Below are 19047 nucleotides of genomic sequence, written 5' to 3'. Positions count from 1 at the left end.
CACATACTTTTCGTTGTGCCTGTTTTTCTTTGTGTCTCCCTAAGTATGCATTCCCCATATGCATTTTACGATTTTATTTTTCAATTGTCTCATTCACGATGCTGTCATACACGTCCATATCTACACTGTCCGGGTACTTGAACACCGGATCAATCTGTGCCTGCCATTTCGTAAGCGTATCCGATAACGCTTCCTGTACCTGCTGATTATAAATCACGATTTTCTGCTCATTCGTTTTCGTCTGATCGGTCAGAGCGATCATCTGGAATACATGATAGCCATACTGTGTCTCCACAACCGTGCTGTACTGTCCGTTCTCCATACTGTAGAGCAGATCATACACATCCTGTCCGTAAGTTTCCAGAATCTGTGACGGACTCATCGTCTGCATCTTCGCCTCATTCAACTGATAATACTCTGCCAGCCTCCCGATAGCTGCACCTGCGAAGTCTCTTAAGTCTGTCGCAGCCAATGTTGCACACGCCTGAAGCGCATTTCGATACTGCTGATCCTTCTGTTCCTCTGTATAAGGTGTCACTACCCCATTTTCATCCATGCTGTAACACTCAAAATACATGTCGTAGAACGTCGTCATCCGCGCTTCTTCATCGGAGATTTCAATCTTCCGGTCATCCAGGATCTTCGCCTCCACCTTCGATGCGATTGCATTTTCCTGCATCACTTTCTCTGCCTTCTCCTTTGTGATTTCCATACTTTGCAACTGTTCGTCGGTCAGCCCCTCACAGAAATCGTCCGCTTTCCGATTCAATTCAGATAATTCTTCATCACTTAATACAATTCCAAGCTCATCGGCATGTGCACACAACGTCTTGACACGTACGATCTCATTTACCACTTCCTCACGCGTCAGGTTCTCCATAGAAGCACCTTCTCCGCCATCCGGAAGCACCGTCTGCCATACATCACTGCCATACTGCAGTTCATACCGTTCGCGCACCGTTTCAATATAAATATAGATTTCACCTTTAGTAACTAAGTTGTTTCCATACTGAAATACCAGTGTTCCATTGCTCGTCTGCTCCGGTTCTTCCTTTTTCTCTCCACAGCCGGAAAGCATCGGCACCATCAGGCAGATACACAACAATATTGCAATTAATTTTCGATAACGTCTATTATGCTTCATGGTTCACATCCTCCGTGTTATACAATGTGCGGATATCCTCAATTACCTTCTCACAGGAAGATACCATCTCCTCCTCGATCAGCTTCGACATACGGATACGGAAATATGTCTGTTTGCCCGCGGTAAGCCGCAATGTGTTCTTATACCGTTTCAGCAACGGGTTGACTCGCTCCGCCTGCACAGGTGCCTGTGGCAGCATGTAAAATCGTACCTCATCGCCCACATATTTGATATCCGTAATATAAACCTCATGCGCAATTGCTTTCAGATATGCCACATCAAGCAGGCGGAAGAACGGCTTTGGTGGTTCACCAAATCGGTCACGCACCTCTTCTAAGATGGCATCATTATCCTCGCGGTTCGCACATTTCGAGATTCGCTTATATAAATCCAGCTTCACATATTCATTCTTCACATAGCTGTCCGGAATATAGGCATTGAGCGGAAGCTCCACATTCGTCACAAACTCCTCGCGCACCGTCTCACCAGACAGACGCCGGATTGCATCATTCAGCATCTGGCAATACAAATCATAACCAACTGCTTCGATATTTCCAGATTGTTCCTGTCCAAGCAAATTTCCGGCTCCACGAATCTCCAGATCCTTCATTGCTATCTTATACCCTGAGCCAAGATCTGTAAACTCCCGGATTGCTTTCAGACGTTTCTCCGCGACTTCTTTTATCATCTTGTCACGTTTATAGAGCAGGAATGCATAGGCACTCCGGTTGGAACGTCCAACACGTCCACGCAGCTGATAAAGCTGGGACAGACCAAACCGATCTGCATCATGTATGATGATCGTATTGACATTTGGAATATCCAGCCCGGTCTCGATAATGGTCGTCGACACAAGTACATCAATCTCACCCTTGATGAACCGGCGCATCATCGCTTCAAGTTCCCGTTCCGGCATCTTACCATGCGCAAATTCAATGACTGCATCCGGTAATACCTGACGAAGCTGACCCGTAATATCCGCAATCGTCTCCACCCGGTTATACACATAATATACCTGCCCATTCCGCGCAAGCTCCCGGTTGATTGCCTCTTTTACAAACTCCAGATCATACTCCATGATATAAGTCTGTATCGGAAGCCGGTCAACCGGAGGTTCTTCCAACAAACTAATATCACGCAAACCAACCAGACTCATATGCAGCGTTCGCGGAATCGGAGTTGCCGTCAATGTCAGCACATCTACATTTTTCTTCATCTGCTTGATCTGTTCCTTATGTTTGACACCAAACCGCTGTTCCTCGTCAATAATCAGCAGTCCAAGATTCTTAAATACAATATCTTTGGATAGCAGTCGATGGGTACCGATCACGATATCTACCATGCCGGACTTCATCTGCTCCAATGTCTCTTTGACTTCCTTCGGTGTACAAAACCGTGACAGCATCCGAATATTAATCGGATAATTCTTCATACGCTCACAGAACGTATTATAATGCTGCTCAGCCAAGATCGTCGTTGGTACGAGATATGCCACCTGCCGGTTATCCTGCACTGCCTTAAATGCCGCCCGGATGGCAACTTCTGTCTTTCCGAATCCAACATCCCCACAGACAAGTCGATCCATGATCTTGCCGCTCTCCATATCTTGTTTCGTATCGTCAATGGCTTTCTGCTGGTCCAATGTCTCCTCATACGGGAACATCTCTTCAAACTCCCGCTGCCATACGGTATCTTCAGAATATTTGTAGCCCTGTGTACTCGAACGGATCGCATACAACTCGATTAGTTCTTTGGCGATATCTTCCACATGTCCCTTGACACGCGTGCGCACCTTCTCCCATTCCGGTCCGCCAAGCTTGTTCAGTTTGACACGCGCACCATCTTTGCCCGATAATTTTCCAATCCGGTCAAGCTGTTCCACAGGTACGAACAATTTACTTCCTTTGGCATATTCGATACTGATGTAATCCTTCGTGCGTCCATCTGTCACAACCTTATCGATACCACGGTAGATTCCGACACCATGATTCTGGTGTACCACATAGTCACCCACCGATAAGTCAGAGAAGCCAGCAATTTTTTCTCCTGCATACTTCGGCAGTTTCTTCCTCTTTTTCAATTCCTTCGATGTAAATATATCACCCTCTGCAATCACAAGCAGGTGACATTCCGGAATCTCAAATCCGGTCTCCATACGGCCAACACTGATCCGCACCTCACCCGGTTTTAACGGCTGTTCCCGATTCTCCGTAAAATATGCCATGATATCATTATCCTGCAGATTTTTTGCGATACGTCTTCCACGCGTTGCTGACGGTGACAGAATCAATATACGGTAACTTTTCTTTTTGTATTTCTCAATATCCTTCATCAGATCCTCGAAGCTGTTGTTGTAACTTACAAGACCCTTTGCGTCAATCTGAAATGCATATTGTTCTTTCCATGCCGGCTGTTTTTTATAAAGTTCAGACAAAAGCACCGGCGCACGGTTCACGAGTCTTGCGATCGTCGCCTTCGCACCATAGAGTACATCTGCCTGCGTCGGTAAAACATATCCACCCTCCAGGCGTCCTTCCATTGACATTCCAAATTGTGTTTCGTAGGCACCGGCGCGCTGTCCTACCCGTTCCGGTTCATCGATAAAAATATCTGTATTCTCCGGAAAATAATCAAGAAATGACACCGTATCGTCATAAAAATATTCCACCATACTGTCTAAGCCCATCGTAGAGTTAAACTCTTTCAACTCCTCCAACACAGATGCAACCATCTTATTCAGGCGGGCATACTGTTCTGTATGAAACTGTTCTTTCAGAAGCTTTGCCTGTGCTTTATGTTCCTTCTCCAGCTTCGCAATACCTTTGCTGATGCGTACATCATCCAACACCATTTCAGAAGACGGGTAGATGACAAACTCTTCCACACGCTCCATGGAACGCTGGCTTTCCACATCAAAGCTTCGAATACTGTCAATCTCATCCCCCCACAACTCAACACGATAAGGGCACTCTTCTGTCAGAGAGAATATATCAATAATTCCTCCCCTGACAGAAAACTGCCCCGGTGTTTCTACAATTGAAGTTTTTTCATATCCAAGTGTTGTGAGTTTTCTGGAAAATACATCGAGCTGCAAGGTATCACCGACCTTAATCGTCAATATATTTTCTATGATATGGGAAATTGCCGGAATCTTATCCATCAATCCCTCGATTGTTGTAACCACTGTACATGGACGGCCTTCTGCAATCTTCTTGAAGATCTCCAGCCGTTCCTGAACCGTATTATTGCTATGAATATCGGCGGAATAAAAAAGCGCGTCCTTCGCCGGATAATAAAAGGTCTGACGGCTATAAAACCGATAGTCCTCTACTAATTCCCTTGCGCGCCGCTCCTCAAACGTCACAATCAGTCGAAATCTTTTTTCATCTGACAATGCTTCCATTAAAAGTGGGGTGATACGGCGATCCATCCCCCATACATGGTGGATACCTCCCCTCTCATCCCTATGTTTTTTTAACTCTGCAAACCTTGGATCATCTTGAAATGCAAGAGTCAAAGCTTTCATGTTGTGATCCTCTTTTCTATCTTCTATTCTCTCTAATTAAACTTGTTCATAGCTGATGCAACATCATGCGTGATAATCTCACAAACAGCTTCTCTCGCCCGATCAGCACTCTCCCGCATAATCGGCTGTTCCTCCTTGGTGAAACGTCCAAGCACATAATCCGCGAGATCCATCTTCGCCGGTTTCTCACCCACTCCGATTTTGATGCGTGCAAATTCCTGTGTTCCTAAATGTGCGATTATGTTTTTAATTCCATTGTGCCCGCCTGCGCTTCCCTTCGCACGGATACGAAGCTTGCCTACATCCAGACTGATATCGTCATATATGACAATCAAATCTGACAGGTCACACTTATAAAAGTCCATCAGTTCACGCACACTCTCGCCACTCAGGTTCATATATGTCTGTGGCATGGCTAGAATTACTTTCTCGCCTTCTATCATTCCTTTGCCAATCAATGCTTTATGTTTTTTCGTATCAACCGGAATATGATATGCATCACTGATATTATATATCACGGAGAATCCAACATTATGTCTGGTTCCGGCATATTCCTTCGTCGGATTTCCCAGTCCTACGATTATTTTCATCGTTCGCCTCCTAGTCCACGCGGTTACACATAATCTGTTCTGCATCCTCCAACTGGTCAATCGTATTGACTCCGCGAATTTCATCACATGCCGCTCCTGTAAGCGGAAGTGCAGACACCTTCAAACCAATCTTCTTAATCAGTGCAATCGTATCTGTTAAATAATATTCACCGGCTGCGTTATCATTGCTGAGGAGTTCCAGACTGGCAGACAATGCCTCTGAATTAAAGATATACATACCGGAATTTACTTCCTTACATGCACGCTCCTCTTCCGTTGCATCTTTATGCTCCACAATCTTCTCAAAATTCCCGGCAGAATCCCGGATAATTCGTCCATACCCGGTTGCATCATCCAATATCGCAGATAGCACAGTCACACCATTTGCTTCTTTCCGATGTTTCTCTACCAATTCTGTCAACGTCTTTCCTGTAATAAGAGGGGTATCCCCGCAAAGCACCAGCGTGTCTCCCTCGGTTCCGATAAAATCCTTTGCACACTTGACTGCATGTCCCGTTCCAAGCTGTTCTCTCTGCTCCGCATAGTCAACCACATCATAGATTGCATTCTTCACTTCACTGCCCTTATAACCGACGATCACACAAACCTCATCTGCACCGGCATCCTTACATGCCTGAATGACATAATGCACCATCGGCCTTCCAAGGCACTTGTGAATCACCTTCGGCAAATCCGAGTTCATACGGGTTCCTTTTCCTGCTGCTAAAATTACTGCTTTTAACTTATTCATACCTTTACCCTCTTCAATCCTTAATACAAACTTTCTCTTAGTTTCTCTGCCATATTCACAGCTTCATCTACATCCGCGGTCTCATAAAGATATACCTCGTCTGTCAAAATCTGCGTCTGCACACAAAACGTAAATGCATACTCGTTATTCTGGTATAATTTATAAAATTTTGCGGCGTCCACGGTACATCCTTCGGTATCTGCCCGTAGCTTTTCCGCTCCTGCCTTTGCAAGCAGCATAGTCACGTAATAATTCGTCGGCTCCTCTGCATCTGCTGTTGCAGTCTCCGCATATTTTGTGTGCTGACTTCCACATGTCACATAAACATCGTTTATTTCATCACTTACCACTATCGGATTTTCCTGCGAATCTGTAATACATAAATTTGCATTTTTTTCTGCTGCAATCGCGGTTTTCTGCATATCCGCAATTTTTGTACGATACCGGAATTCCGCCTCCCGAATCTGATCCTCCACATAATCATACAGCTTCAGAAAATCCCGGTTAGACGGATTTATACCACCTGATACATGTTCGCCATCTGTCAAATACAAGGTTAATTCCTTGTACTCACCCTCTGTCAGGTCCCGGTTTCCAATATTCCGTCTCATGTGGTACAAATCGACTTCTTCGATAATCTGCTTAATCTGTTGAATCGTATCTGCTGATAGCTGTATCGTTTCCTCCGGGCACGGATCCTCCGGCACCCAACGGTTAAAATCATCTGCATAAATACGAACATTCCCATTATCACTGATCTCCGCATGCAGCGTGTACATCTCATAGGTTTCTACCTCTGCACCTTTGACCGTAGAAGACAACATCAGAAATATTCCATTCGCAATGGTTCCCTCTGATTTTTTCCCACAGCCTGTCAGTCCAAGAATCAGACTGATTACGCACAGAAAATATATGCCTTTTTTCTTTATGTTCACTATTCACACCTCAAGTTCTATTGCATAACATAATTAGAGTTATTATAACACATCTGTTTATTTCCTGTCATTATTTTCACAATGCTTTCACACTTCTTTTATCAATTTCACTTCAGATTCTTGTAATTATCTACATTATAATGTAACACAAATTATATTTTGCAGACACACATCCGGCTTATTCTGCGAATTTTTCCATACCCCAAACACTTCGTCTGTTTACTCTGCCAGCATCAGACTAAGCTGATACTGGAAAGAATCCAGATTGTTGTTCTGCAAGTCTATTGCCTCCGCAATATCGTAATCAACCAGAATATCATTCTTGATTGCCACAATCCGGTTACCTCTACCCTGCCGTAATATCTCAATCGCATATGCGCCCATCAGTGAACCATACATTCGATCTTTTGCTGTAGGCTGTCCTCCACGCTGGATATATCCAAGCACGGACACACGCGACTCGATTCCCGTCTCCTTCTGAATCAGATCTGCCAGCTTACCTGCATCAGTCACACCCTCTGCCACAACGACCAAGTAACTGTTTCTACCATCGGTATGCCGCTTGCGCAGTGCATTTATGATGTAATCAAAGTTTCCGTCCCATTTTTCCGGCAATACGATTGCATCTGCAGATGTCGCCATGCCTGCCCAGAGTGCAATATAACCACGCTTTCTGCCCATGACCTCTACGACACTGCAACGACCATGGGATACCGATGAATCTCGGATCTTGTCGATTGCCTCCATCGCGGTATTCGCTGCTGTATCAAACCCAAGCGTATATTCCGAACATGCCACATCCCGGTCAATCGTACCCGGAATACAGACGATATTCACCCCCTCGTCCCTGAACTTGATTGCACCGCGCAGTGTACCGTCTCCGCCAATTGCAACTACTGCATCTACATCATGTGCACGCAGGTTTTCCGCTGCAGTCTGTCTGTATTTCTGCTCTAAAAACCGCTCACTCCTGCTTGTAAAAAGAATCGTACCACCTTGATTGTTAATATTTCGCACATCGTCTAATCCAAGCGGAACCGTCTCCCAGTCAATCAGCCCTTCATAGCCGCGCAGGACTCCAACGACCTCGATACCGAGATTATTCGCACTAAACACGACCGCACGAACCGCCGAATTCATCCCCGGTGCATCACCACCACTTGTCAGTACCGCTATCTTCTTAATTCCACTCATTTTGTCTTATCCTCCGGATTATTTTACTTACATACTGTCTTGAAAAAAGCATCCACCTGTTGCCAATTACATGCCTTCTCATCAAATGCAAAATACGTCAGCTCGTATGATTCACAGTCGCCTGTAATCAAAAACTGGATACGCACCTGCTTCTCGCTTCCCTTATAATACGCTTTTCCATTGAACTCTACGACCTGTTCTCCGCTTTCTGCAGTGAAGGATTCCCATTTCGTATTAGTACAATAGCCATCTAACGCCTCTCCATAAGTTTTCGTTCCATAACTTTTCATCTCATAATCCGCCACCGGCTGTTCCCGGATATACATTACGCGCTTATCCATCAGAGAGGTCTGATCCTTGCCAATATGTGCCTCTCCGACTCCGACCACACAAAGTACCACGGTCGCTAAGATTGCCAGAATCTTGCAGAACTGATTCTCTATGAATCCCTGCCATTTCTTAACATTTAATGCAAACGCCAGGACACCGCCGATGATTGCCCCGCCGATATGCCCGTAGATGTCGACATTTCCGCCCGCAGAATAAATCGCATATCCGATCACAAGTGCAATAGCGATAATCATATCCTTCCGCTCGGCATTCTTCCGTCCCATAATCCGCAGGAACACCGCCGCGCACATAATTCCAAAGACAGCTCCGGACGCGCCAGCCGCAAACCGTGGACTCTCCGGATGCAGCTGATGCGCAATCTCCATCGAGAGGAATCCTGCGCCGATACCGGAACCGAAATAGATAATCGCCATCCTCAGAGAACCAAGACGTTCTTCCACCAGCTTACCAAACAGGAACAGCGCCACCATATTTCCCACCAGATGTTCAAAATCCGCATGTATAAACATATAAGAGATCAAACGACGGTATTCGTGGTTCATTGTAATGTACTCATAGTTAATTCCTGCAAGCTGAAATGTGTTTTCAATCCCAATACACATAATCGCAGCAATCACATTCGCCACAATAATCAGGATTGTAATAATCGGGATTGTCCTCTTCGCACGTACCGGTTGAACCGGTGGCACTGTATGTATTACATATGGTTCTTCATACTCATATAAATTCCGGTTGCTGTATGATTGCTGATTTCCATAGAAATTCCGGTTCATGTATGATTCCTGTTTTCCGTAGGAATCCTCATTGTTGTATACTTCCCGATTTCCATTTATATCCTGGTTTCTATGTGGTTCCTGTCCTCCATAAGAATCCTGATTCTCATATTTTTTCGTCGGCATACCATAATATGGACCCGATTTTCTCTTCTGGTCCATTTCATTATCTCTTCTTAACTGCACTTGTACATCCCCTTTCTACTTGTGCACATCATTTGTTTCTTTCACACTGCAACAATTATATTCTACCTTCCCATTCTAGGCAACCCAAACTTGCATCCTGCATACTTTATCTTCCAGTTGGAGCGTCCATTCCTGTTTTGCTGCTTTTGCTCCAACTCGCTTGCTTCTCTCTGATTTCCGGTTGGAGTAGGTCTGCCTGTTTCGCCACTTTTGCTCCAACTCGCTTGCAAGCAAGCTTGCAGCGATGCATGTGCTTGGGGGATTATCACGCAAAAATCGCCCCGCGCTATGTGGAGTAGCGCGGGGCTGTTAGAGAAAGGAGTCGATTATAAATTCCATGTACGCGAATTTATGTTTTGTCGTAGTTAGTCTTTGCTAACTGCATGTTGTATGTTAGCGTAATCTAACCAAAATGTCAACTACTTTTTTCATATTTTTCACTTGTTGATAAATATTCTTAACTAGCAGATACTCCTTGCAAATTTCCCTGCGTGTTTTCTTATTTCTGTGGTTTCTTCGGTGCATGGCAGACGCTTCCACAGTGACTGCAGTCCCCACCACAACTTGACTTGCCGGCACGCTTATCCTTCACCATCCCCCGGATGACCAAACCAACCACCGCAACAACTACCAATAATATTAAAAATGTACTTAAATTCATTTCCACGACCTCCTACAAGGTAATATTTATTGTATTTACAAACCAGATAAACCAATGATGTAGATGAAGTTGTACATAAAACACATTTCTTAAGCAGACCATTGGAGCATGTCGGCACTTAACGAATTGCACCAGCAGTTTCTTTGCTGGTGTAATGAGTTTAGTACCGCTACATGCGGAAGTGAGCGAAAGCGCGTCTGCGTAGAAAGTTTTTTATGTACAACTTCTACACCTATTATCTCTATGGTTTACAAACACAATTCCCACATACTTAATATAGCACCGGATATGATCCGGTGCTATACAATCTTTCTTAAAAACTATGAATTAGTTTGTCTTGATCTTTGCAAACTGTGCATTCTTGTTTGGTCTGAACAGCATATACAGGAAGAAGGCGATGATCAAGAACGCTACAACCGTTCCTACACCAAATGTACCTGCTGTGATGAGCACACCAATCTGATATACAACAAGTGATACAAGATAAGCAAGACCACACTGATATCCGATTGCGAACCAGAACCATTTTGCACTGTTCATCTCTCGCTTGATCGCACCCATTGCTGCGAAACACGGAGCACAGAGAAGGTTGAACAACAGGAATGACAAACCACTCGGCTCTGTAAACTTGCTTGCCAGTGTCTGGTAAACAGTTGCATCTCCGCCACCGTACAGGATACCCATCGTACCAACGATATTCTCCTTTGCTACAAGTCCAGTTACACTTGCAACCGTTGCCTGCCAATTGCCCCAGCCCTGTGGCTTGAAGATCCAGCAGATTGCGTTACCGATCTTAGCAAGGATACTGTAATCCATCTGATCGTCTGAAAGCATTCCGAAGCTTCCGTCAACCCATCCGAAGTATGTTGTGAACCATACAACGATTGTAGAAAGAAGGATGATTGTACCGGCCTTCTTGATGAAGGACCAGCCACGCTCCCACATGCTGCGTAAAACAGCGCCAACCTTTGGCCAGTGGTAAGCCGGAAGCTCCATAACGAATGGAGATGTATCACCAGCAAACATCTTTGTCTTCTTCAGGATAATACCTGAACAGATGATTGTAATAACACCGATGAAGTAAGCACCGGTTGAAATGATTGCGGAACCATTGAAGATAGCTCCGGCGATCATTGCGATAAATGGAACCTTTGCACCACAAGGGATAAAGGTTGTTGTCATAATTGTCATACGACGGTCTTTCTCGTTCTCGATTGTACGGGAAGCCATGATGCCCGGAACACCACATCCCATACCTACGAGCATCGGGATGAAGGACTTACCAGACAAACCAAACTTACGGAAGATACGGTCCATGATGAATGCAACACGGGCAAGGTATCCACAGTACTCAAGGATTGCAAGGAGGATGAACAGTACCAGCATCTGAGGTACAAAACCAAGTACCGCACCGACACCGGCGATAATACCATCAACGATCAATCCCTGTAACCAATCTGCACAATTTGCTTTCTCGAGTCCCTTTGATACAAGATCAGGGATAGAAGGAACAAATACACCATAATCTGCAGGATCCGGCTCTTCACATCCATAAGACTTGTATGTATCAACTGCGCTCTGCAGGTCTGCATATGTAGACTCTGTCTCGTCAGTCGCCAGTGTCTCCTCATCTTCTACAAGATAAGTTGCTGTTGTATCTGCATCAAATACTTTAAGCAGTTCGTCAGCAGCCTTTGCAGCATTGGCAGGATCAAACTCATCAGATTCTGCATCCATGGCATCTGCAATATCGCCAACTTCTACACCATTTTCTTCACCATAAGAGATGAATCCATCGATTACCTGCATTGCCTCTGCGTAAGCATCTGAATCGTCGCTGTAAGCAACGCCATCGTCATTCTTCTCCATACCAAACAAATGGAAACCATCGCCAAAGAGGTTATCATTTGTCCAGTCTGTTGCAGCAGCACCGACGGTCTGCATTGCAATAAAATACACTAAAAACATAACAAGCGCGAAGATTGGAAGTGCCAGGATACGGTTTGTAACAATCTTATCAATCTTATCAGATACAGAAAGCTTCTTTCCTGACTTTGCCTTCTTCAAACATTTTCCAATGATAGAAGAAATGTACGCATAACGCTCACTTGTCACGATTGACTCTGTATCGTCGTCAAACTTATCTTCCAGTGTCTTAATCTCAGCAGATACATCCGGAACATTCTGAAGCTGATCACCAATCTTGCTATCCTTCTCAAGCACCTTGATTGCGAAGAAACGCTTCTGTGCTTCTGCTACGGAATCATCCAGCTTTGCCTCGACTGCATCAATTGCAGCTTCCACTGCATCGTCAAACTTATGAACACGTGCAACTGCCTTTTTTGCATTTGCTGCTGCAACTGCCTTATCTGCTGCTTCCTTGATTCCTTCGCCCTTTAATGCGGAGATCTCAACAACTTCACAGCCAAGTGCGTTCGAAAGTGCCTTGATATCGATCTTGTCGCCACTCTTTCTGACTACATCCATCATGTTGACAGCCATAACAACCGGGATGCCAAGCTCGATGATCTGTGTAGACAGATACAGGTTACGCTCCAGATTCGTACCATCAATGATATTGATGATTGCATCCGGATGCTCACCGATCAGATAATTTCTTGCTACAACTTCCTCCAATGTATACGGAGAAAGAGAATAAATACCAGGTAAGTCCATGATGGCAACATCCTTATGTCCCTTTAACTTACCTTCCTTTTTTTCTACTGTAACACCCGGCCAGTTACCAACATACTGGTTTGCGCCTGTCAGGGCGTTAAACAATGTCGTTTTACCGCAGTTCGGATTACCTGCGAGTGCAATTGTAATTGCCATGATTTCTCTCCTTATCTTTCTTACATTTCACACAATCGTAAATATAATACAGTTGTCCATGATTGTAATTCTTCACAGACCCGCTCTCGCTCGGTTCAGCACGCAGTGGTACTAAATTCACTCCAACTAGTTGTCGTTCATTAAGTACCAGCGTGCTTCAACGGTCTGTTTTAGAATTACAATCACGTCCAACCTGTATACCATATTTACGATTATGTGAGAATTACTCTACTTCGATAATCGCTGCATCTGCCTTACGAACAGACAACTCATAATTACGAACTGTAATTTCAACCGGATCTCCAAGCGGAGCTACCTTGCGTACATAGATCTCAACACCCTTTGTAATACCCATATCCATAATTCTTCTTTTGATAGGGCCTTCACCCGCGATCTTTGTTACCTTTACGGTCTCCCCTACTTTTACCTGATTCAATGTCTTCATTGTTTCACTTCCTCTCTTAAATACCCTTCTTAGGCTACCTGGATTTTACTTGCCATGTCACGCCCAAGAGCTACTCTTGAATCTTTTACCTTCAAAATCATGTTTCCGCCAAGAGATGATACAACGGTCACAACGGTTCCATCCACAAAGCCGAGGTTCTCAAGGAATTTACGAACTTCCTCTTTCCCACCCACTTTCACGATGGTTCTTGGTTCTCCTTCTTCTACCATTGACAGTGGCATAAAAATCACTCCTTTTCTCCGGTATTTACACTTCTTTATGAGTTAGTTCATAACAACTAACTTTCTGTCGTCACAATATTAGCCCAAACTAACTGTTTTGTCAACATCAAATATAATAGTTTTTTTATATTTGTTTTTCTTATTTACCATGCATTTTTTCAAAGCGTTTGCAAAGCCGTAAAATTTATGTTAGTATGCATACATAACAATGTTAAAACCATTATTTGTAAAGGGGTTTATTTTATGAAGATACAGGAATCAGCAGAGGATTACCTGGAGGCAATTTTATATCTCGGTAAATCACACGAGCACGTTCGTTCCATTGATGTCGTGCACTATCTCGGATTATCAAAGCCAAGTGTCAGCGTGTATCTGAAGAACCTTCGTGTAAATGGATATATCAATATGGATGATAAAGGTTACTTATCTCTCACAACCGAAGGCATGAAAATTGCCTCGAAGATTTATGAGCGGCACGAAACACTGGCGCATCTTTTTATGGCATTGGGTGTTGATAACGAAACCGCATACAAGGACGCCTGCCGGATTGAGCACGATTTAAGCGATGAGACATTTCAGGCACTAAAGAATCACTACGTAAACCATGTCAGTCATACATAAAACCTAGTAAAAAAGCACAGTCAGAATCCTTTTGATTGATTCAGACTGTGCTTTTTTATTTTTCCGTTTCTACATGCATGGATTCCGCATCTTCTGCAGGCATCCATAATTTTTTAACATTCTGCACATTCTACTTTCGTGCACCGGCATAACAACAGCAGCTTTAACCTTCCAATTGCCGCGCAACCTTCCGCTTACAAAAGAAGAACGCCGGAATCAGGAATGCATCTGCAAACAGCCATGCGAGCGGGCTGGAATAGCAGGCTCCGAGATAGCCAAACGCCGGCACGAGCAGCACACCCGCGATACCGCGCGCAATCATTTCCATCACACCTGCGATGATGGCAAGTGACGAAAATCCCATACCCTGAATTGTGAAACGAACCGTATTTACCAGTGTAAGCAGGCAGTAGAACGCTGATACGATGATCAAAAACTGAGTTGAGTTCTGCATGATAACCGGATCTTTCTCATCCAGGAACAACATTGTAAGCTGTCCTCCGAACAATTTTACAACGATCACCATCAATCCGGATACGATAAATCCTACGATACATGCAGCCCGCAAGCCCTTTCCAACTCGGTCAAGCTTTCTTGCCCCGATATTCTGTCCAGCATACGGTGCCATTGTCTGTCCAAGTGCATCAAACGGACATGCAAGGAATATATTGATCTTCGAACCAGCCGTCATAGATGCTACATAGATGGAACCAAGTCCATTGACCGCCGTCTGAAGGATCACCGAACCAATACCTGTAATGGAATACTGCAATCCCATAGGAATTCCAACGCCTGTCAGCTTTCCGGCAAGTCGGCCCTCCAGCTTCCAGTCTCCCTTCTCCATTGAAAGGATATCGAATTTTTTCTTAATATATATAACACTGATCACACCAGATACGCCCTGTGAAATCACAGTTGCAAGTGCAGCACCATCGACGCTCATCTTGAACACGATAATCAACAGCAGATCTAAACCAATATTGATAGCGGACGAAATCGCAAGGAAAATAATTGGTGATTTGCTGTCTCCGAGCGCACGTAGGATAGCGGCTGTCATGTTGTACAGGATCGTACATGGGATTCCTGCAAAGATTATAAATATGTAAATATATGCATATTCAAAAATATTCTCTGGCGTGTTCATTAATGTTAAAACCGGACGACAAAATACAAGCATCAGGGTCGTAAAGATCACACTGAAAAATACACAAAGCCATACCGAATTTGTCACCATCTTCCGAAGCATCCGGAAATCCTTTGCACCAAAACTCTGAGAGATCGGCACCGAGAATCCGCTGCAAAGTCCCATACAAAACCCAATGACAATAAAGTTCAGACTACCCGTAGAACCAACGCCTGCAAATGGATCCACACCCAGATATTTTCCTACAATCATCGTGTCGACCAAACTGTAAAACTGCTGGAATAATAATCCCAAAAACATCGGAAATGCAAATCCAAGAATCAATTTCATTGGCGATCCGGTTGTCAGATCTTTTGCCGGACTGGATGATTTTTTTAATTCTTTTTTCTCTTCTGACATTTTATCTTTCCTCCTGTTTATATCATTTCCCAAAATAATGCACCCATTTACCCAATACAACTTACATAAAATTACACAAAAAGAAATCGTCATAAGCTGTTCATATCAGGCATTGCTCACAACGATTTCTTGTCATTTCCTATTATAAGAGATTCCCAGATCTCAGATTAATCCAAATGTTCTTTGATTGCAGCAAGCAATTCATCGTACGTCTCATATGCCGCAAGCTCTGGGTTATCCTTCTTAATCTGATCTGTGCTCTTAAACAGGAAGCCTGCCTTACTTGCCTTGATCATACCAAGGTCATTATAGCTGTCTCCACTGGCAATCGTCTCAAATCCGATCGACTGTAATGCTTTCACAGTTGTCAGTTTCGACTGCTCACAACGCATCTTAAAGCCTGTAATCTCGCCATCTTCCGCAACTTCGAGAGAATTACAGAAGATAGTTGGCCAGCCAAGTTTCTTCATAAGCGGTGTTGCAAACTGCGCAAAGGTATCACTGATAATAATCACCTGTGTCAGACTTCTCAGCTCGTCTAAAAACTCCTTTGCACCTGGAATTGGATCAATCTTTGCAATTGTCTCCTGAATTTCCTTCAAGCCAAGTCCATGCTCTTTGAGGATTCCAAGTCTCCAATTCATCAATTTATCATAATCCGGTTCGTCTCTGGTTGTCTTCTTCAATTCTGGAATTCCACTTGCCTCCGCGAATGCAATCCAGATCTCCGGAACCAATACACCTTCCAAATCCAAACATACAATATTCATTGCCATAATTCTATCCTCCGTTTTTTATTTTTATCATCAATTTAACCTGATGTATATTTTATTGTATTACTATATATGGATGCAGGTCTTCTGACAGCTTTTCCAGATACGAAAGTACCATATCCTCAGATGTCGCAATGCACCCTAACGTCGCCTGATCACCTATATGGAAAAATATCGCAGATCCGCGCCCCGGTTCCACCGGCGTCATATTATAATTCACTACAAACCCATATTTATACGCATCTGGGTAATCAATCATATGCTCTGCGCTTTTCCATGCTTTTTCTCCACTTGTTTCTATGTGTTGATTATATAATTCGCTGTCCGCATCGTCAACCCAATATGTATTTTCTGTAATCTGAAATGCAGGTAATCCGGTATCAGGCTTTTCTTCTATATAAAAGGCATCGCCAATCGGGAACACTCCCGCAGGGGTACTCCTGCTTCCTTCATAAGATTCCCTGCTGACACCATTTTCACCCACATACCCGGTCGTTGTAAGTCCGGTATCTGTCCACAGACCATCCTCATCACAGACATACATGGATATCGTTGCATTTTCCTGTACAGTATCTACGACTATCAACTGTCTGCAATCTACTTCTGCTAATTGTTCATATCGCACCAGACTGCGTTTCAAAATGTCCGCCAGAGCCTCTGGCTGCGCCTCGCCGGGAATTGCTTCTTTCGCATCACCAGATGTACTCATCTCCTCATCCGTCGCCGTTGCTGCATCCTCTGCCGCCGCATCTGCAGTTGCTGTCACCTCTGTCGTTGCCATCTGGGCATGTTTCTTTTTCTGCTGGCTGTGTGTGATATTTGCGATTACGATCCCCATAACCGAGCCGATCAGCAGTCCAAGCAACATGCAGAATAACATTCGCAAATTCTTCATAGATACCCCCTAGTCCAACGTAATCTCAATATAAGGATTCAATCTTCCATCCAACACCATAAGCAATCCTGTCATATTTTCGGCTGAAATATCAATACAGCCTGCTGTCTCACTTACATCGTCATAATTTCCGCAGATTGTGATTACAGAACCTTTGCCTGGTGTCACGCCATCCGAAGTCAGTCCATCGCCATTATGCTCAATGTAGATGATCGCGTTCAACTTTCCATTTACAATATTAGCTCCGATATGATCCACGCTTACATCGCCCACTTCATTCGTATCGACAAGTGTGTTGTACCGTTCAGAATCGACATCATCCACGATCGCTAATTCATTGCTCGCCATCTTAAAATTCATATAGTTTTTCGGATTGACATTTGCCATCAGGAATCCAAGTTTAAATGTTCCCATCGGAGTGACACCTTTTCCTTCCCCATAATCAGAGCCGATTCCATTTTTACCAAGTACACATGCCACTGCAAATTTTTTCACCCAGCCGCCGTTCTCCCAATTATAGACAGTCAACATACCGGATGTGCTACCGGCATGCGCTGTAACTGTTATCTTCTGCGAATACTCATATGGACATTCTGCATCTTCCGTCGTTGCTTCGGTTGTCTCCTCCGTCGTTGCTGCCGCAGTCGTTACTTCCGTTGTAGCCTCTGTTGTCGGTGCTGTCGTAGTCGTTTCTTCCGCCTTATTCGTTGGATGGATCAATATAACATATACCACAACAGCCGCTCCTATGATCAAAACAAGCAAAATTGGTAACAAAAACCGCAACACCAGGGATGCTTTCTGCGTCTCTTTTGTATCTTTCTTTTTCGGTGACTGTGTTTGCTGTCTTACAGTATGTTCGTGTGCTTCCCGCACAGGCTGATGGCGTTGATTGACCGGATACGTTGGTGCCTGGGCATATGCTTCCTGCATTGGTGCTCTCTGTTCTGGCGTAGCCTGCATATATGGTTGCGGCATCGGGACACTCTCTTCCGGTACGGTCGTTCCATATGCTGATTGTACATAGGACTGCTGCGAAAAACCATCGACCGGTTCTCCAAGCGCAGCCTGAAGCGTCTGCAATTCCTCTGCAAATGCAAGCGCAGTTCCATACCTTCTCGTGGGATCCGGTTCACAGGCTTTCCGTAAAATCTCATCCAACACACCACTCACACCCTGTTTCGGTATCAGGGATTTCATCATCATCCCCAGGGAATATACATCCGTTCCCGGGTAATATGCACCACCCTGCATCAATTCCGGTGCAACAAATGCCGGTATCGTTCCCACCGGATATTGCCGAACACTCTCCATTCCAATCAACTGATAACTTCCCGGAGCCACAAGCAAAACATTTCCCGGTTTCACGTCTCCATGCACATGTCCCTGTTGATGAATCGCTGCAAGTGCTTCCGCAATCTGTGCTCCCATATTAACCAGATCATATTCTTTCATCGGCATCTGGGCAATATATTGTTCCAATGTCAATGGATAATTCATACTTCATACTCCTCTTAAAGTATTTCCCTTATAAACTAGCCATAGTTTACCACTAATTTACCGGACTTACCAGAAGATAATCCGA

Annotated in this window: 16 protein-coding genes; 1 reads left to right on the top strand and 15 read right to left on the bottom strand. The window is 44.3% G+C overall.

Annotated features, from left to right (window positions below):
- Positions 1-73: 73 nt before the first annotated feature.
- The 11 genes from KP625_RS11540 to KP625_RS11490 form a co-directional block, all read right to left on the bottom strand.
- On the bottom strand, positions 74-1144 hold the full coding sequence (locus tag KP625_RS11540) for a peptidylprolyl isomerase (protein WP_238297970.1): 1071 nt from the start codon (positions 1142-1144) through the stop codon (positions 74-76).
- On the bottom strand, positions 1134-4670 hold the full coding sequence (gene mfd / locus KP625_RS11535) for a transcription-repair coupling factor (protein WP_238297969.1): 3537 nt from the start codon (positions 4668-4670) through the stop codon (positions 1134-1136). Before mfd ends, KP625_RS11540 begins: the two co-directional genes overlap by 11 nt.
- Positions 4671-4702: 32 nt before the next feature.
- Complete coding sequence (gene pth, locus KP625_RS11530; RefSeq protein ID WP_177970704.1) at positions 4703-5260, bottom strand: aminoacyl-tRNA hydrolase; 558 nt, start codon at positions 5258-5260, stop codon at positions 4703-4705.
- A 10-nt stretch (positions 5261-5270) separates the two neighbouring features.
- A complete protein-coding gene (locus tag KP625_RS11525; protein WP_238297968.1) occupies positions 5271-6011 on the bottom strand; it encodes a sugar phosphate nucleotidyltransferase in 741 nt (246 codons plus the stop codon).
- A 20-nt stretch (positions 6012-6031) separates the two neighbouring features.
- Positions 6032-6946: a hypothetical protein gene (locus KP625_RS11520; protein ID WP_238297967.1), complete on the bottom strand. Its 915-nt coding sequence runs from the start codon at positions 6944-6946 to the stop codon at positions 6032-6034.
- 219 nt (positions 6947-7165) lie between these two features.
- The gene (locus KP625_RS11515; protein WP_238297966.1) at positions 7166-8140 is read right to left on the bottom strand and encodes an ATP-dependent 6-phosphofructokinase; all 975 of its coding nucleotides are present in this window, start codon (positions 8138-8140) and stop codon (positions 7166-7168) included.
- A 23-nt stretch (positions 8141-8163) separates the two neighbouring features.
- On the bottom strand, positions 8164-9390 hold the full coding sequence (locus KP625_RS11510; protein WP_238297965.1) for a rhomboid family intramembrane serine protease: 1227 nt from the start codon (positions 9388-9390) through the stop codon (positions 8164-8166).
- 559 nt (positions 9391-9949) lie between these two features.
- On the bottom strand, positions 9950-10111 hold the full coding sequence (locus tag KP625_RS11505) for a FeoB-associated Cys-rich membrane protein (RefSeq protein WP_118374020.1): 162 nt from the start codon (positions 10109-10111) through the stop codon (positions 9950-9952).
- Positions 10112-10438: 327 nt separating this feature from the next.
- Complete coding sequence (gene feoB, locus KP625_RS11500) at positions 10439-12943, bottom strand: ferrous iron transporter B (protein ID WP_238297964.1); 2505 nt, start codon at positions 12941-12943, stop codon at positions 10439-10441.
- Positions 12944-13166: 223 nt separating this feature from the next.
- On the bottom strand, positions 13167-13388 hold the full coding sequence (locus KP625_RS11495) for a FeoA family protein (protein ID WP_021986248.1): 222 nt from the start codon (positions 13386-13388) through the stop codon (positions 13167-13169).
- A gap of 29 nt (positions 13389-13417) precedes the next feature.
- Positions 13418-13630 (bottom strand): FeoA family protein, encoded by a 213-nt coding sequence (locus tag KP625_RS11490; RefSeq protein WP_177969469.1) that lies wholly within the window; start codon positions 13628-13630, stop codon positions 13418-13420.
- 243 nt (positions 13631-13873) lie between these two features.
- Here KP625_RS11490 and KP625_RS11485 point away from each other — a divergent pair, with 243 nt between their 5' ends.
- Positions 13874-14251 (top strand): metal-dependent transcriptional regulator, encoded by a 378-nt coding sequence (locus KP625_RS11485; RefSeq protein ID WP_238297963.1) that lies wholly within the window; start codon positions 13874-13876, stop codon positions 14249-14251.
- 163 nt (positions 14252-14414) lie between these two features.
- Here the strand turns inward: KP625_RS11485 and KP625_RS11480 are convergent, their stop codons facing one another.
- The 4 genes from KP625_RS11480 to KP625_RS11465 all read right to left on the bottom strand — a co-directional run bounded on the left by KP625_RS11480 (position 14415) and on the right by KP625_RS11465 (position 18962).
- Positions 14415-15794, bottom strand: coding sequence for an MATE family efflux transporter (locus KP625_RS11480; RefSeq protein ID WP_238297961.1), 1380 nt, complete (start codon positions 15792-15794; stop codon positions 14415-14417).
- Positions 15795-15961: 167 nt separating this feature from the next.
- Positions 15962-16564 (bottom strand): bifunctional phosphoserine phosphatase/homoserine phosphotransferase ThrH, encoded by a 603-nt coding sequence (thrH, locus tag KP625_RS11475; RefSeq protein ID WP_238299941.1) that lies wholly within the window; start codon positions 16562-16564, stop codon positions 15962-15964.
- Between the two features lie 58 nt (positions 16565-16622).
- The gene (locus KP625_RS11470; RefSeq protein ID WP_238297960.1) at positions 16623-17462 is read right to left on the bottom strand and encodes a L,D-transpeptidase family protein; all 840 of its coding nucleotides are present in this window, start codon (positions 17460-17462) and stop codon (positions 16623-16625) included.
- Positions 17463-17471: 9 nt separating this feature from the next.
- Positions 17472-18962, bottom strand: coding sequence for a protein kinase domain-containing protein (locus KP625_RS11465; RefSeq protein ID WP_238297959.1), 1491 nt, complete (start codon positions 18960-18962; stop codon positions 17472-17474).
- Positions 18963-19047 lie beyond the last annotated feature (85 nt).

Source organism: Eubacterium sp. MSJ-33, from assembly GCF_022174665.1.
Classification (GTDB): domain Bacteria; phylum Bacillota; class Clostridia; order Lachnospirales; family Lachnospiraceae; genus Coprococcus_C.
Note: the sequence above shows the minus strand (reverse complement) of the source record. Positions and strands in the feature narration are given on the sequence as shown.